Source organism: Tistrella mobilis, from assembly GCF_041468085.1.
In the GTDB taxonomy this organism is placed as follows: Bacteria; Pseudomonadota; Alphaproteobacteria; order Tistrellales; family Tistrellaceae; genus Tistrella; species Tistrella mobilis_A.
Window position 1 is genome coordinate 1850960 of the sequence record NZ_CP121017.1, and the last position, 15768, is coordinate 1866727.

Consider the following 15768-nt stretch of genomic DNA (forward strand, 5'->3'; position numbering starts at 1 on the left):
CCCCTGTTTACGCGATCTTTGGTGAACAGAAGGTTAACGCCCGGCAGATTTTGCCGGGTGGGCGGCAAAAATTTCCGCCCGGATCATACTGTGGTTCAACGCATTGGCAATGTCTTGTTTTTGGAAAAAATGCAAGGAATGCGCCGATAATCTGTACCGGAGCGGCGCTCTCTCCCGACGGTGTCGTGGGGCTCGCCGGGGATCAATATCTTAACGAAAGGTAAGCAGTCGCCGCGGCGGCCGGGGCGGATCAACCCTTGCGTCCGCGACGGGAACGGCTGGCGATCAGCCGGCTGGCATCGGCACCATGGGCCTGGCGCCAGCTTTCGAACTCTTCGAGGCTGAGGGCATAGCGGCGGCAGACATCGTCGAGGGCCGCGGCACCGGCCATGACCGCCGCCACGACCTCGATCTTCCGTCGGGCGACCCACCGCACCCCGTTGCCGGGCGGCAGATCGAAGCGCAGCGCTGCCGATCGCTTCGGCCGGGTCGGCTTCTCCGGCAGGGCAACGACGTTACCGTCGGCGGTGTCGGGAATATCGGGCGCTGGCGATACCAGCTTCAGCCTGGGCGTGGTCATCGGAAGGACGGTCTCGCAACGGTTGCGGGGCAAGGGGCGACGTCGCCCGAACGCCCGACACGGATCCGATGCTAGTCCGATGTGTTTAACAAAATCTGAAGGCCGCGGAACAACGCCGGGCACCGCCTCCCGTCCCCCTTGCGGGGTGAGGACGGCGGTGCCCGGTACCGAGAGCGTCTGCGTCCGCGGGATCAGCGCTTGGTGTTGATGATTTCCTGCAGCATTTCGTCGGCCGTGGTGATGATCTTCGAACTGGCCGAGTAGGCGCGCTGGGTGATGATCATGTCGGTGAATTCCGACGCCAGGTCGACGTTCGATGCTTCAAGCGACGACGGCGAGATCAGCCCGGCACCGCTCTGCCCCGATTCTCGCAGGTTGAAATTGCCCGATTTGTCGGTCTGGGCAAAGACATTGCCGGTGCGCTCCTGCAGGTTCTGCGGGCTGGCAAAGGTCGCGATCGGCAGTTTGTAGAGCTGCTTCTGTTCGCCATTGCTGAACGAGGCGACCACGAAGCCGTCGGCATCGATCTTAACCTCGGTCAACTCGCCCGAAGAGGCGCCGTTCTGGCTGAGATCACGGACCTCGTAGTCACCGGCATACTGGCGCAGGCCATCTGCCTGGCCGGTGCCAAGCGGGCCGGCGGTGCCCCAGTCGGGGGTGATATCCGACGAGCCTGCGCCGGCCGCCCAGTCGATATGCAGTGCATTGGTCAGCGAGGGCGAGACCGTGTTCAGTGTGCCGTCGGAATTGAAGGTGACGACACCGGCGGCGATCTGACCCGCGGGCGTCGGCGCGGTGGTGATGATGTCGTTCTTGTCGACGGCGTTGATTTCCACCGCCCACTCGTTGTTGCCGACCTTCAGGAAGTTGACCATCAGATCATGGCCGCGCCCCTGTCCGTCATAGACGCGCACAGAGCGGCTGAAATCCGAAGCAACGGCGCCGGAGCTCATGTTGAGCGCGCTGTTGGCGGCATCATAGGTCGCCGGAGAGGCAGTCACGTCGAGGCTGAGGGCGCCGGTCGCCGCCGCGCCCGAAACCGTCAGCGGACGGCGCGGATCATAGGCCGAGATCGAGATCGTGCCGGCAGTGGCGGTGCCGCCCAGCTCGGCGACGAAATTGCCGGTACCTTCCACCAGATCGGCCAGCTCGGCCAGGGTGGAGAACTGGCCCGCACCCGTGCCGGCCGTGAAGGTGACCGTGTTCACCCCGTCCGACAGGGTGATCGTATCGCCGGCGGTGACGACACCGGCGGCGATCAGATCGTCGGAGGTGGAAACGCCCGAGGTCGGGGCGCTGGTCGAGGTGGCACCGGTATAGGTGGTCTCGTTGGTGTTGAGGTTCACCGCGACGGTCATCTCGGTGGTCGCGACAGCCGTGCCGCTGATCTGCCCGACATTCACCGTCTCCAGGCTTGAAATATCGGCCGAGGAGGTGGTGTTGGTCACGTTGCCCGCTTCGCCCGGCAGGCGACCGGCCGAATCGAGCGGCCAGCCCTGCAGGTAGAAGCCGGCGGCATTGCGCAGATAGCCCTGCTCGTCGGGCACGAAAGATCCGGCGCGGGTATAGAGCACCTCGTTGGTGCCCGTGGCCTTGCCTTCGACGACAAAGAAGCCGTCACCGGAAATCGCCACGTCCAGGCCGGAGGTCGTTCCCTGAACCAGACCCTGCTGGTCGATCAGCTGCTGGACACTGGCGCGGACACCACCCGGCGCGTAAAACGACTTCGAGCCACTATCGGTCACGAGCGTCTGGAAATTGGTGTTCTTCGCCTTGTAGCCGACGGTGTTGACGTTGGCGATGTTGTCCGAGATGACGCCCATCGCCGTGCTCTGGGCACCCAGGCCCGAGACACCGGAATAGAGCGAGCCGTAGAGACCGAAGCTCATCAGGGGCACTCCTCAATCATGGGGGCGGGGCACGTCCGCCCGCCTGATTCTGACTTTCAGGCCGGGACCTCTGGTCCGCCGGCCGATGGTTCTGGCAGATTGCCGTCCTGGCCATCCGCCCAAGCTCTGAAGATCGGCGCGGGGTGGCGCCGCCTCTTCCCGGGATCTTTAAGCCGCGGCCGCTTCCTGAGCCGCGAGAAGTGTCGACTGGTCGATGAGACCGGAATTGTAGAGCTGCTGGAGGGTCTTCAGCGTGGCCTCGGTCTCGCTGGTCGCGGTCGAGGCGTCGCGAATGCCGGTCACCTCCGAAAGCGGGATCTCGACCCCGTTCACGTCCAGAACGATCTTGCCGTCGGTGATGCCCACGCCCTGCACGGTGCCGGTGATGGAGGTCGTGACCGCGATCGTCTTGCCGGTGGAGTCGAGCGCGGTGACGCTCATCCGGTACTGGCCGTCTTCCAGCAGGTTGCCCTCGCTGTCCTTGCCGTCCCATTCGTAGTTGTGCACGCCTGCCGTGGTCTCGCCCGATTCGGACCGGACCACCTTGCCGCTTTCGTCGATGATGTTGACCGTCACCTTCTCGGCGTTCTGGGGCAGGCGGTAATGGTAACTGGCGCTGCCGTCGGTCATCTGGATCGTGTCGCCATTGGCGTCGACGACCTTGCCGATATACGAGGCGGCGTTCGCCACCTGCTGGCCTTCCGACAGCGAGATCAGGCTCTCCAGATTGCTGTTCGACTGGACGAGCTGCTCGGTCTGCGTGAACAGAACCAGCTGGTTGGTGAATTCATTGGTGTCGAGCGGGTTGGTCGGATCCTGGTTCTTGAGCTGCGTGGTGAGCAGCGTCAGGAACTGATCGAAATCGTCGGCGAGTTTGTTGCCGGCGAGGGTCGACTTCGCCGTCGTTGCGGTGGTTGTTGCCGTATTCGTGACGGAGCTGGTCGCCATGATGTCCTCTGCTCCCCTCGCCTCAGATCCGCATGTCGACGCGGCGGCCGTCGATCATGGCCACCTGGTCCGCCGCCAGGCCGTTCAGACTTCCGATCCCGGCCAGCGGGTCGCGATCGGTATTCGTGTCGCGGTCGCGGCGCGGGGCCCCGTTGCCGCGGCGGTCGCCGTCACCGGCCATTCCACCGGACCCCTGGCCTGCAAAGCCCTGGCCGCCAAAGCCCTGGCCCTGCTGTCCCTGCTGCCCCGCCATCTGCTGCCCCCCCGCCTGGCCGGCCAGGGAACGATCGACGTCGTAGCGCAGCGAACCCGGCTCGATACGGAACCCGGCCTGGGTAAGGCTGCGTTCCAGATCGCGTGCGTCGGCGGCGAGGGCATCGACGGCTTCCGGCTTTTCGGCCGAGAAACGGGCACTGATCCGGCCCTGGGCGTCGATCTTCATTTCGACCCGGACCCGGCCGAGATCGGCCGGCATCAGGGTCATCACGAAGTGGCTCTCACCACCTGTCAGAGGGGTGCCGCTCGTCAGAGCCGTATGCATGTGTTGTGCCACCTGCATCGCCGGCTTGCCCGGCAGGGCATCCTGCATCGGCAGTGACGGGGCCGATGCGGACGCAGCCGTCGCCTGGGGCGACCAGCCGCTACGGGTGGTGCCGGTTTCGGACAGCCCCATCACAGCGGCAGGGTCGCCGCCGGTCACTGCGGTCTGGCCGGCCTCGTCGAACCAGGTCATCGCCGAAATGGCGGCGGCTCCGGCCGGAAGGGCCTGAATCTGCGCCTGCGCCCGGGACGTCGTGGCCTCGCGGGCAGGTTCTGCGGCGGCGGCGCGCGGTGCAGATGCCATGTCCGCCGCCGTCTGCCGGGCGCCGGCCTCGCCTGTCTGGCGGATGTTTGACGGCTGGACGGCGTCATCCGTCAGGGGCGCTGCATCGGGGGAACCGACTGCCGCCACCGCCGGCATGTCCGTGCGCGCGGCGGACAAATCCTGCCGGGGCGGAAGGTTCTGTCCCTCTGTGCGGGCATTTCCTGCCGGGGCGGCAGTTTCTGCCGCCGGGCCGGTTGCCGTGGCGGCAGCCATTGCCGTCTGCCGGACAGGAGCTGCCGGGGCATCGGTGCCGGACCGTCCTTCGGCCGCCTGTCCCGCCGTTCCGGCGGTGGGGGCAGCCTGAACGGTGTCGGCGCCCATGATCGCCCTTTCGGGCGCAGGGCCTGCAGGCGCGACCTGTCCGGCCGGGCCGGCTTCCGCCGCAGAAGCCGCCTGCGGGGCCGGGGCTGTCTGCGGTGCGGGGGTCGCTTCTGCTGCCGCTCCGGTGCGGCCGGCAGGGAAAACCTCGGTCGTGGCAGGTGTGGCGGCAGAAGGTCGGGCATCGCTCGTCTTCACCGTCTGCACGACCGCAGCCGGCTGAGCCGGCATGTCGACCTGAGGCCGTGCGCCCGGGCGTGCATCTGCAAGACCGCGCTGTTCAAAGGCCGCCCCGCCGCGGGGCGAAGCGCCGTCGGCCACCGGGGCGTCCTTTGTCGATGCAGCCGTCTTCGGCGCCCCCGTCATCGGGACATCGGCCGCGGGTGCATCGACCGTCGGCGCATCGACCATCGACCGACCGGTGGTCGGGCGGTCGACGGCCGGACGATCGGCCACCGGCGTCGCATCGGCACCAATCACGGGGGGGCTGGCGGTGGACGCCGTCGGCCGGAGGTTCCCGGTGTCGCGGGTTATCTCCACCTGGCGTGTGCCATCGGCTGCCGTGGTCGTCACCATAGCCGCTTCGGTCACCGCCGCCGTGGCCGGCCGGCGGGGGGCGCCGGTCTCTCCGGTATCAGCTGCTCGGGCGGGCGTGGCCGGCGCCGCTTCGATTGCGCCGTTGTGGCCTGCCGGCACTGCGGCCGTGTCGGTGTAGCCGGTGAAGGCTACGGTGCGGCCGGCAGGGCGCGCCAGCCCGACAGGCAGGTCCATCCGCCCCGTCGGGTCGCCGCCCGCAGTCTCCACCGCCCGGCCAGAGGTGGCGTGCTGCCGGGTGCGGGTGTTGGCCACGCCCTCACGGCCGGCCGGCATGGTGACCGCCAGAACGGTGTCGTCGCCCACAGGGGGATTGTCGAGTGCGGCCGAAACCGCCTCTTCGAAACTGATCGCTCCCGGCACCGTGACGGTGACGGTCTGGTCCGCCCCCGGAATGTCGGGCATCGCAGGCGCCGCCGTGGAGGGCTGTGCCACACCTGCAACCACGACCTCATCGGGTGTCAGCGTCATGGGGGCGGCTGCCGTGGCTGGCGCCGTCACCGGGCCGGAGGGAGGGGTAAACGCACCCGCCAGGGTGGTGGTCGGCTGAGAGCCGGCAAAGAGGGCTGCCGTCGTCGCCTCGGCATCGCCATCGGTCGCCGTGTCGCGCGGCGCCGGCGCGGTATCCACCCGTGCCGACCCGCCGGCTGCGTGAGGCACCGCCGGCGCGCTGTCCATACGAATGCGGGCGGTATCGATCACCGCTGCGGCCGCGGTGACGGCGCGGGCGGCAAGATCCCGGCCAAGGATCGGGGGCGCCGCCTCGGGGGCGGTATCGGCCGTTATACCCGTCGCCGTCTCTCCGCCGGCCTCCGTCTCTTCAGCCGTTTCGGCATTTACGGCCGTGCCCGTGTCCGTCACGGCGTCGGTCTCGGCAACGGCCCTCGTCTTCGCAGTCGTTTCCGTTTCAGCAGCCGTCTCTGTCCAGGCGCCGGCACCGATTGCCGACAGCTTCCCTGCCACGGCAGCAATTGCCGGCATCGGCAAATCCTGCCGGGGGGAAACTGCCGGATTGGTGCTGTGACGCGGGGGCTCTGTCGTGGTCCCGGCACTCTCGGGCGCCTGCGGCGCGGTGCGGGTCCGCTCGGCTGCCGTGTCCTGCGCGAGCGGTGCCTGGCTTGCGGCCGGCTGACGGCTGGCGACGGTTCGGTCGGCCGCAAGAAGGCTGGCCGGCGCCTCGGTCGCAGCCGGGGCTGCGGGGACCGGGACGGCCTGCGCCGCTCCGGCGGAAGGGCGTGTATCGGGGGCGTCGTCGATCGCCACGCCGGCTGTGCGGCCGGCCGGGGCGGGAATGGCTGTTGCCGAAGTGGTCGTCGCGGTGCTGCCGCCGGCCGGCCGGTCCGTGGATCCGGGCTGGCCCGGCTCTCGCATGCCTGCCGCCGCCTCGGGGGTACCGGCAACACGTGCGGCCAGCAGGGCCTGGAAGACGGCGGCACTGTCGTCCGACAGCTGCGCGGTCGCAGATGCCGCCGTCCCGCCGGCGGATCCGGTGGAACGGCCGATCAGGCCCGACAGAAGTTCAGTCAGCGATGCGGGGGCAACAGCGGACATCGGCAACGGCTTTCGACCGGGGGCCGCACCCCGACGGTCGGGGATGCGTGCGCCCCCGGGATCAGCAAGTACCGTGCCAGTCCCGGGTTGACTATCGGGTCCCGGGTTGACTATGTCGATGTGCGGGAGATGTCAGTCCGCCCGTCGGGCGTCGGGTGTGGCCAGCGGCAGGTCGAAGCACGAGGTGGTGCCCCGGCCCTCGGTGCTTTCAAGCGTCAGCGTGCCGCCCTGCAGTTCCACCAGCATGCGGCTGATCGTCAGGCCGAGCCCGGTGCCCTTGACCTGGGTTTCGGCGCCGCCATTGCGGGCCTGTTCATAGGGACGCATCAGCCGGGCCAGATCATCCGGGGCGATGCCGGGGCCTTCATCGGCGACGGCGACGATGAACCGGCCATTTTCCGTCCGGTTGTGGACCGTAATCGCGCCGCCGGGTGGGCTGTATTTGATGGCGTTGGACAACAGGTTGAGCATCACCTGCTTCAGCGCCCGATCATCGGCGACGATCTCCGGCGAAGGGCGCAGCGGTATCCAGATGATCCGCACCCGCTTTTCGATCGCAAGCCCGCCGACCACGCGGATGGTCTGCGACAGCACCGGATTGGCGGCCATGGCGGTGGGCGTGACGTCGTATTTGCCGGCCTCGATCTTGGCCATGTCGAGCAGATCGTTGATGATCGACAGCAGATGCCGGCCGCTGCCGTGGATCGAGTTCAGATAGCCCAGATAGGTCTCGTTGCCCACCGGCCCCAGAACCTGCTGTTCCATCAGCTCGGCAAAGCCGATGATCGCGGTCAACGGCGTGCGCAGCTCGTGGGTGAGCGTGGCCAGAAACAACGATTTCTGCTGGAAGGCGCCTTCGGCCGAGAGCCGCTGGGCGTAGTTTTCCTCGGCCAGCCGGACCAGCTCTTCCGCCTGCTGCTCCAGAAGGCTGCTCTGATGGGTCAGTTCGGCCTCGTGTGCGGCCAGACGGTCGGCCTGATCGAGGGCGGTCGCCACGGTCACGCCCAGATCCATCACCGCGCGCAAGGCTTCGGTCTGCCGTTGCAGGATGGTGGTCGCCCGGGCATCCAGCGGCGGGCAGCCCTCCAGCGCCAGAACGGCAATCGGGGTGCCATCCGTGGCCCGGACCTCCGCCAGATGCAGATCCGTATCGCCGTCGCTGCTCAGGTGCCGCCTGACCCGCTCGAAGAGATCTTGAGAGCCGGGGATGCTGCGCCCGTCGGCCAGAGTGCCCGCCAGGACACGGAAGCCGCGGTCGTCCAGGCCCACCAACATGCCGGCGGTCGCATCCAGTGCCGAGACCGTCGCTGTCACGAGCTGGCCCAGCGCCGGTGCAGACTCCGATCCGAGAACCCGATAGCGGCGCTGCGTCTCGATTTTCCGCCGGTCGGTGGTCAGGTCGAGCGTCATCTCTCCTGCGCGGCCCGATGGCCGCTCGCGGTGGCGCGCCCGTTCCACAGTGCAGGGCGCATGATGTGTCCTGGTTAACCCGTGGTGACGGTCCTGTCCACAGCATTCCGCGTGACGAATATGGGACTCAGCGACCACTGATGTCTTGGGGCATATCCGTGTACGCCTGCTGGTGGTATTCCACCCGTGATAGCAGGGCTGTCATGCGCCGGTCATGAATGCCGGCGGCGTCGAGCGCCCCCACACAGGCCCGCAGATAGTCCGCCGATGAACCGAGTTCGCCGGTGGCACGGGCGATGATCCGGGCGGTCTGGTCTTCCGTCAGCCGGCCGGCATAGCGCTCATGAGTGGGGTTGATCACGAAAGTGAGGGCCGGCACGGGGCCATCGGGCGTCTGTGCCGACACCCAGCGCGGCAGGTAAGAGGCGGTCAGCATCTCGCGCCGCCAGATGAGGGCGAGTTCGGCGCGCCAGTCGGCCGGATCCGGCATCAGCGTCATGGCGGTGCACGACCCGCCGCGATCCAGGGCCAGCATAAGCCCGGGCCGGTCGGGCGTGCCGCGGCCAAAGGGCATCCACAGGCAGAAGCTGCGGTGGAGGCCGACCACCCGCGCATGTCGCCGTTCGGTGATCGCCACGCAGGGATTCCACATCAGTGATCCGTAGCCGAACAGCCGTGGCGCGCCGCCGTCGAAGGCGCCGGGCGGGGCGGTGTCGAGCATCTCTTCCAGCGACCGGGCCAGCTCGGCATCGTCCAGGATATGGATGTGCGGATAAAGCCGGGCGAAGCGGCGGCGGATCTCGTCTGCCTGCAGCATTTCGCGGGTGACGCCGTGCGGCCCGCCGCCGGCGAGCGGCCCGTCCGCCGTCCCGGAGGCGGTGGTGGCTTCTGAAGCCGCGGCGGTGGTGTCGGAAAGGGCGGCCGCACGCCCGTTGTCGGGTGAGGTCATGCCGTGGCGTCACCGATGATGGCCGGCAGCCTGCGGAAGTGTGGCGCAGGCCCCGTGGAGAATGACAGTATAGCGACGCAGCGACCTTTTGTCTCGGCGCGGCGCAGCGACGAGCGCAATTGATCGGCATGCGAAATAATACAACAGTCTTGCGTATCTTGCCTCTCAGAGGCTAACACTTGGACGACACGAACGGCCCCGGGCAGGGAAACGGCCGGTAAAGACCGGCACAGCCGAGGGCCGCGCCCCAGGAGGAAGCACATGCCCATGCGTATCGAAGAGGGCGCCGAACTCTGGCGCCCCTCGGCCGAGACCGTCGAGGCCGCGCGCATCACTGATTTCATGCGCTGGCTTGCGGCCGAGCGCGGTGTCGAGACCGGCGATTACGAGGCGCTGCGCCGCTGGTCGGTCACCGAACCCGCTGCCTTCTGGCAGGCGCTGATCGACCGCTTCGGCATCCGCTTTTCCAGCCCGGCTGAAACCCCGATCGCCTCGGAAGCGATGCCGGGGGCGGTGTGGTTTCCGGGGGCGACGATCAATTATGCGCGGGTCGCCTTCGATCAGGCCCGGCCGGGCGAGGTCGCGATCTTCCACCAGTCCGAGATCCGACCGCTCAGCGCGCTGACCTGGGACGAGTTCGAGGTGAAGGTCCGGGCGCTGATGGGCCGGCTGCGCGCCATGGGCGTGAAGCCCGGCGACCGGGTCGCGGCCTATCTGCCCAACACGCCCGAAGCCGCCATCGCCTGCCTGGCGGCGACCGGTGTGGGGGCCATCTGGTCCAGCTGCTCGCCCGATTTCGGCACCCGATCGGTGCTCGACCGTTTCGGTCAGATCCGGCCGAAGGTGGTGTTCGCGGTCGACGGCTATGCCTATGGCGGCCGGCAGTTCGACCGCCGCGGAGTGGCGAAGCAGATCTTCGAACATCTGCCCGATGCCGAGCATCTGGTCTTCCTGCCCTATCTGAACCCGGCCGATCGCAGCCTGCCGGTCGAGAGCGCCATCCTCTGGGACGATCTGGTCGAGGGGCCCGAGGCGATGGCGCTGGCCGCGACCCAGGAATTCGAGGAAGTGCCCTTTGAGCACCCGCTCTGGATCCAGTATTCCAGCGGCACCACCGGTCTGCCCAAGGGCATCGTCCACAGCCATGGCGGCATCGTGCTGGAGCATGTGAAGAGCCACGGCCTTGCGGGTGATCTGAAGCCCGGCGACCGCTTCATGTGGTTCACCACCACCGGCTGGACGATGTGGAACAGCCAGCTGTCGGGGCTGCTGGTCGGCGCGACGCTGGTGATCTATGACGGCAACCCGGCCTGGCCCGACCCTTATCCGCTCTGGCGGCTGATCGAGAAGACGAAGCTCAACGTCTTCGGCACCTCGGCCGCCTGGCTGACCGCCCAGGCCGCCGCCGGTACCGAGCCCGGCGCCATGTTCGACCTGTCGGCCCTGCGCTCGATCGGCTCCACCGGCTCGCCGCTGCCGCCCGAGGGCTATGCCTTCGTCTACGAGAAGGTGAAGCGGGATCTGTGGCTGAATGCGATCAGCGGCGGCACCGATACCTGTGCCGCCTTCGTCGGCGGATCGGTTATCCTGCCGGTCAATGCCGGCGAGATGCAGGCCCGTGCGCTGGGCGTCGATGTCGCGGCGCTGGACGACGAGGGCCGGGAGCTGATCGGCGAAGTGGGTGAACTGGTGATCCGCCGGCCGATGCCCTCCATGCCGGTCATGTTCTGGAACGACGAGGACGGCAGCCGCTACCGCGAAAGCTATTTCGAGATGTATCCGGGCTGGTGGCGCCATGGCGACTTCCTGAAGATCACCGAACGCGGTACGGCGGTGATCTACGGCCGGTCGGACAGCACGCTAAACCGTCACGGCATCCGCATCGGCACGGCGGAGGTCTATCGCGTGGTCGACAATCTGCCCGGTGTGCGCGACAGCCTGATCGTGAATCTGGACCTGCCCCATGGCCGGTTCTTCATGCCGCTCTTCGTGTCACTGGAAGAGGGTGCCAGCCTGGATGCAGCCCTGCAGGACCGGATCCGGCGCGAGATCCGCGAGGCCTGCTCTCCCCGCCATGTGCCCGACGTGATCGTCGAGATCCCGGACGTGCCCTATACGCTGACGGGCAAGAAAATCGAGGTGCCGGTCCGCCGCATCCTGATGGGCGCGGCGATCGAGAAGGCGGCAAATCCGGGCGCGATGCGCAACCCGGAAAGCCTCGACGTCTTCGTCGCCTATGCCGACGAGGTCCGCCGCCGCATCCGCGAGGCGGAAGAGACTGCGGCCTGAGCCGGGCTTTGCCCCGCCGCCCGCGCGGCGGGGCGTTTCCTCTGAACTCTTCATGGTTTGTTATCTGAGACGGTCCATATTCTAACCTCATGACGGCCGGACGAACTGGCTGCGGAGGGGGGGATGGCCAATATCCTGACCGGTGAGACCGCGATCTCGCTGCCGGCGCTGTTCGCAGCGCTGCCGGTCGCGGTGGTGCTGATCGGTCGCGACGGCCGCATTCTCGCCGCCAATCCCGCGACCGCGGTTCTGGAGAAGGGCCCGCCCGAGGCGATGCTGGGCCAGCAGGTCGCGCTTATCCATCCCGACGCGACGCGCAGTATGGCCCGTGACCTCTGGTTGGCTGAAGCAGGTCTGGAGGTTCCGGATCATGAGGTGACATTCGGCGACCGGCAGTATCAGGTCTCGGTCCGTGCCGTCCGCAACGACACGGGCGAGGTGGCGGCCTTCGTGGTCGCCTTCACCGATATCAGCCGGTTGAAGCGGGTTGAGCGGCGCCTGTCTGAAACCAACCGCCGTCTGAAGGCACGGGTCTGGGAAGATCACCTGACCGGCATTCCGTCCCGCCGCTATCTGGATGCCGCCCTGGCGCGCGAGGTGCGCCGTGCCCGACGTGGCGGGCAGGCGCTGTCGATCGTGATGGCCGATATCGACCGGTTCAAATTCTATAACGACCGCTACGGCCACCTGGCCGGCGACGACTGTCTGCGCATGGTGGCGCGGGCCGCGACGAGTGCGCTGGGGCGGGGCGGGGACGAGCTGTGCCGCTATGGCGGCGAAGAATTCATCGCCATCCTGCCCGGAACCGGTGCCGACGGTGCCGTGATGGTGGCGGAACGGATGCGTCAGGCCGTGGCCGATCAGGCCGCCCCGCATGACGGTGTTCCCTGGGGCCATGTGACCATCAGCCTGGGGGTCGCCAGCCTGCCGCCCGCCGATCACGGCAGCCATCGCGACCGCGACACGCTGATCGCGGCGGCAGATGCCGCCCTCTACGCCGCCAAGGCGGCCGGCCGCGACCGGGTGGCGCGGGCGAGGGACGGCTGAAGCCGCTTGCGCGCCGGCAAGAGCGGCCTAGACTGCCGCCATGGTCGATTTCCGCAGCCTGGAGAGCTTCGTCTGGATCGCCCGCCTCGGCAGTTTCCGGGCGGCGGCGGACAAGCTGAATGCCGCACAACCCTCGGTTTCGGCACGTATCGCCAAGCTGGAGCAGGAGCTGGGCGTCCAGCTTTTCGATCGCAGCGCCCGCAATGTGACGCTGACCTCTAAGGGGCGGGTGCTGCTGGATTATGCCGAACGGCTGCTGGGGCTCAGGGCCTCGATGCTGTCGGCGGTGGCCGATATCTCGGGACTGGGCGGTACGATCCGCATGGGGGCGGCCGAGACCATCGTCCACACCTGGCTGCCGCGGCTGATCGAGCGGATCCACAAGCATTACCCGGGCGTGACGCTGGAGCTGGAGGTCGATACCTCGCTCAACCTGCGTGACGGGCTGGTCAATCGGGGGCTGGACATCGCCTTCCTGCTGGGTCCGGTCAGCCAGCCGACGGTGCAGAACCGGCCGCTCTGCCACTATCCCCTGGCCTGGGTGGCGAGCCCCCGGCTGGGGCTGCCGCGCGACGGCGCGGTCACGCTCGACACCCTCGCCAACTGGCCGATCATCACCTATCCGCGGCTCAGCCGGCCCTATATCGCCATTCAGGACATGATGCACGGCCTGCCCGGGCGCCGGCCGCGGATCTATGGGTCCAGCTCGCTCGCCACCATCGTGCGGATGACCCTGGACGGGATCGGGATCAGCGCCATCCCGCCCCGGATCGTGCGCGAGGAACTGGCCTCGGGCGCCCTGCATCTGGTGGAAACCGATGCCGTGGCCATGCTGCCGGGGCTGGACTTCACCGTCTCCTGGCAGGCCCAGGCCGACACGCCGCTGGCCCGCGCCATTGCCGAAGCCGCGATCGAGACGGCGGCAGGCGATACCGAGGCGTGACATCCGGCCCCGACGGCCAGGATGCCGCAGGCAGGGTTTGATCCAGATCAAAGTCGGCGGCAGCCGGCTGTCGTTTCCTTCCTTGTAACGGTTCCAAAGAAGCCGGTTCCGGAAGCAAGTGAGGAGAGGACGATGCGTCGGTTGATATCGGCCGCCGTGATGGCGGCGCTCGCCCTGCCGGCGGTGCCGGCCATGGCGGATGAATTGCGGGACACGGCCCTGGGGCTGTTCGGAACGGTGCCTGCCCGGGTGGAGCAGGTGCGCGGTGCCCCCGTCACCGCTGAACGGGTGGAACTGGGGCGGAAGCTCTTTTTCGAACCCCGGCTGTCGCGCAGCCATGTGATCAGTTGCAACACCTGCCACAATCTCGGCACCGGCGGGGCGGATAATGTGCCGACCTCGATCGGCCATGGCTGGCAGAAGGGGCCGCGCAACTCGCCCACCGTGTACAACGCCGTGTTCAATATCGCCCAGTTCTGGGATGGGCGTGCCGCGGATCTTCGCGAGCAGGCCAAGGGCCCGGTTCAGGCGGGCGTGGAGATGAACAGCACCCCTGAGCGGGTGGTGGCCACCCTGAAAAGCATCCCAGACTATGTCGCAGAATTTGCCGGTGCCTTTCCGGGGGTGGCCGATCCGGTGACGTTCGACAACATGGCACTCGCGATCGAGGCCTTCGAGACCACGCTGATCACCCCGGATGCCCGCTTCGACCGCTTCCTGGCCGGTGATGACGCCGCCTTGAACCCCACCGAACGCCGCGGCCTGCAGGTGTTCATCGATGCGGGCTGTGCCGCCTGTCATAACGGCCCCAATATCGGCGGCCAGGACTATTTCCCGTTCGGCGTGGTGGAGCGGCCGGGTGCCGAGGTGCTGCCCCAGGGCGACAAGGGCCGGTTCGCGGTCACCAACACCGCCGACGACGAATACGTCTTCCGGGCGGCGCCGCTGCGCAACGTCGCGCTGACCGCGCCCTATTTCCACAGCGGCCAGGCCTGGGAGCTGGAGCAGGCCGTGGCGATCATGAGCACCGCCCAGCTCGGCACCGAAATGACGGAAGACGACATCCGCGCCGTCACCGCCTTCCTGCACACCCTGACCGGAACACCGCCGGTGGTGGCCTATCCGATCCTGCCGGCCAGCACCGCATCGACACCGCGGCCGGAATAGGGCGGCCCCCGGGTCGACAGGGCCCCTGCCGGTCAGCCGGCTTCGCGGATCAGGTCGTGAACGAAGCGCAGCTTGTCGATCACGGCGGGGGCCAGCACGAAGGGATAGAGATCCTGCTGGCCCATGCTGCGGTTCAGGCTGTTCACGGCATAGGTCAGCGGCAGCCAGGCGTCGATCAGCGCGGTGAAATCGCGCTGGCGATAGGCGTCGAAATCATAGGCGACATCGTTGGGCGCCGCCGGGTCCAGGATGTTCTGCGGCTTCAGCCGCACCCCGAAGGCATGGGCCGTTTCCAGCGTGTCGACGATGTGCAGGTAGTGCGCCCAGGTCTCGGCGAAATCTTCCCAGGGGTGCGATGCGGCATAGGTCGACACGAAACGTTCCTGCCAGTCGGCGGGCGGGCCTTCGGCGTAATTGCGGGCCAGGGCCTCGGCATAGTCATGGCTCTCGTCGCCGAACATCGCCCGGAAGCGGTTCAGGCGGTCGAAAGACGGGTCGGCATCGCGGATCAGCCGGTTCCAGTAGTAGTGGCCGATCTCGTGCCGGAAATGGCCGAGCAGGGTACGATAGGGTTCGCCCATGTCGCGGCGAAGACGCTCGCGCTCGGCATCGTCGGCCTCGGCCACATTGATGGTGATCAGGCCCTCGGCATGGCCGGTCATGATCCGCGGCGCCTCGGGGTCGATATCGGCCAGGAAGTTGAAGGCGAGCCCGCCGGCCGGATCCTCCCATTTGGCGGCCACCGGCAGGCCCAGGCGCAGCAGGGCGTAGATCAGCCGGTGCTTGGCGACCTCAAGCCTCTGCCAGGCCGCAAGATTGGCCGGCACGGTCAGGTCCGGCACGGTGCGGTTCAGCCGGCAGGCCTTGCACCAGGCATGCGGGCTGCTGGTCGGGATCAGCCAGTTGCAGGCATCGTGCGTGGCGTTGGCGCAGAAGCGGAACATCTGATCGGGCATCGCCAGCGGCCGCCAGCGCCCGCCGGTTTCCGGCTCCAGCGCGCTCAACGTCGTGGCATCCGGCAGATAGCCCAGCCGGTGCCCGCAGCGCAGGCAGGTTGTGTTCTCGAAGAACAGGGTCTGGCTGCAATTCTGGCAGGAAAAAAGCTTCATCCGGTCGGGGCATCCGATCTTGTCTCGTGGCCGGCGGGGGGCTCGGCGATTGCCTGCACCCCACCGGCCTTTCCGAACGATATGAGAGATGCGCGAAGTGTGTCCAAGT

Annotated in this window: 11 protein-coding genes; 4 read left to right on the forward strand and 7 right to left on the reverse strand. The window is 67.8% G+C overall.

Annotated features, from left to right (window positions below; translation table 11 throughout):
- Positions 1-250: 250 nt before the first annotated feature.
- The 6 genes from P7L68_RS14240 to P7L68_RS14265 form a co-directional block, all read right to left on the reverse strand.
- On the reverse strand, positions 251-580 hold the full coding sequence (locus P7L68_RS14240; protein ID WP_372006288.1) for a DUF1153 domain-containing protein: 330 nt from the start codon (positions 578-580) through the stop codon (positions 251-253).
- Positions 581-771: 191 nt separating this feature from the next.
- On the reverse strand, positions 772-2469 hold the full coding sequence (locus tag P7L68_RS14245; protein ID WP_372006289.1) for a flagellar hook protein FlgE: 1698 nt from the start codon (positions 2467-2469) through the stop codon (positions 772-774).
- Between the two features lie 168 nt (positions 2470-2637).
- Complete coding sequence (locus P7L68_RS14250; RefSeq protein WP_372006290.1) at positions 2638-3417, reverse strand: flagellar hook assembly protein FlgD; 780 nt, start codon at positions 3415-3417, stop codon at positions 2638-2640.
- A 22-nt stretch (positions 3418-3439) separates the two neighbouring features.
- Entirely contained in the window at positions 3440-6745 is a 3306-nt protein-coding gene (locus tag P7L68_RS14255) for a flagellar hook-length control protein FliK (RefSeq protein WP_372006291.1), read from the reverse strand.
- 132 nt (positions 6746-6877) lie between these two features.
- Complete coding sequence (locus P7L68_RS14260) at positions 6878-8155, reverse strand: sensor histidine kinase (RefSeq protein WP_372006292.1); 1278 nt, start codon at positions 8153-8155, stop codon at positions 6878-6880.
- 127 nt (positions 8156-8282) lie between these two features.
- A complete protein-coding gene (locus tag P7L68_RS14265) occupies positions 8283-9104 on the reverse strand; it encodes a gamma-glutamylcyclotransferase (RefSeq protein ID WP_372006293.1) in 822 nt (273 codons plus the stop codon).
- Between the two features lie 261 nt (positions 9105-9365).
- Here P7L68_RS14265 and P7L68_RS14270 point away from each other — a divergent pair, with 261 nt between their 5' ends.
- From P7L68_RS14270 to P7L68_RS14285, 4 genes are all read left to right on the forward strand, one after another.
- The gene (locus tag P7L68_RS14270; RefSeq protein ID WP_372006294.1) at positions 9366-11393 is read left to right on the forward strand and encodes an acetoacetate--CoA ligase; all 2028 of its coding nucleotides are present in this window, start codon (positions 9366-9368) and stop codon (positions 11391-11393) included.
- A 123-nt stretch (positions 11394-11516) separates the two neighbouring features.
- A complete protein-coding gene (locus P7L68_RS14275; RefSeq protein WP_372006295.1) occupies positions 11517-12440 on the forward strand; it encodes a diguanylate cyclase in 924 nt (307 codons plus the stop codon).
- Positions 12441-12480: 40 nt separating this feature from the next.
- Positions 12481-13383: a LysR family transcriptional regulator gene (locus P7L68_RS14280; RefSeq protein WP_372006296.1), complete on the forward strand. Its 903-nt coding sequence runs from the start codon at positions 12481-12483 to the stop codon at positions 13381-13383.
- A gap of 132 nt (positions 13384-13515) precedes the next feature.
- Positions 13516-14550 (forward strand): cytochrome-c peroxidase, encoded by a 1035-nt coding sequence (locus tag P7L68_RS14285; RefSeq protein ID WP_372006297.1) that lies wholly within the window; start codon positions 13516-13518, stop codon positions 14548-14550.
- A gap of 32 nt (positions 14551-14582) precedes the next feature.
- Here P7L68_RS14285 and P7L68_RS14290 read toward each other — a convergent pair whose 3' ends face one another.
- Complete coding sequence (locus tag P7L68_RS14290; protein WP_372006298.1) at positions 14583-15659, reverse strand: putative zinc-binding metallopeptidase; 1077 nt, start codon at positions 15657-15659, stop codon at positions 14583-14585.
- Positions 15660-15768 lie beyond the last annotated feature (109 nt).

Coding starts and splice junctions, on each gene's coding strand:
- P7L68_RS14280 (WP_372006296.1), top strand. CDS start 12,481: ATGGTCGATTTCCGCAGCCTGGAGAGCTTCGTCTGGATCGCCCGCCTC.
- P7L68_RS14265 (WP_372006293.1), bottom strand. CDS start 9,104: ATGACCTCACCCGACAACGGGCGTGCGGCCGCCCTTTCCGACACCACC.
- P7L68_RS14250 (WP_372006290.1), bottom strand. CDS start 3,417: ATGGCGACCAGCTCCGTCACGAATACGGCAACAACCACCGCAACGACG.
- P7L68_RS14260 (WP_372006292.1), bottom strand. CDS start 8,155: ATGACGCTCGACCTGACCACCGACCGGCGGAAAATCGAGACGCAGCGC.
- P7L68_RS14275 (WP_372006295.1), top strand. CDS start 11,517: ATGGCCAATATCCTGACCGGTGAGACCGCGATCTCGCTGCCGGCGCTG.
- P7L68_RS14270 (WP_372006294.1), top strand. CDS start 9,366: ATGCCCATGCGTATCGAAGAGGGCGCCGAACTCTGGCGCCCCTCGGCC.
- P7L68_RS14245 (WP_372006289.1), bottom strand. CDS start 2,469: ATGAGCTTCGGTCTCTACGGCTCGCTCTATTCCGGTGTCTCGGGCCTG.
- P7L68_RS14255 (WP_372006291.1), bottom strand. CDS start 6,745: ATGTCCGCTGTTGCCCCCGCATCGCTGACTGAACTTCTGTCGGGCCTG.
- P7L68_RS14290 (WP_372006298.1), bottom strand. CDS start 15,659: ATGAAGCTTTTTTCCTGCCAGAATTGCAGCCAGACCCTGTTCTTCGAG.
- P7L68_RS14240 (WP_372006288.1), bottom strand. CDS start 580: ATGACCACGCCCAGGCTGAAGCTGGTATCGCCAGCGCCCGATATTCCC.
- P7L68_RS14285 (WP_372006297.1), top strand. CDS start 13,516: ATGCGTCGGTTGATATCGGCCGCCGTGATGGCGGCGCTCGCCCTGCCG.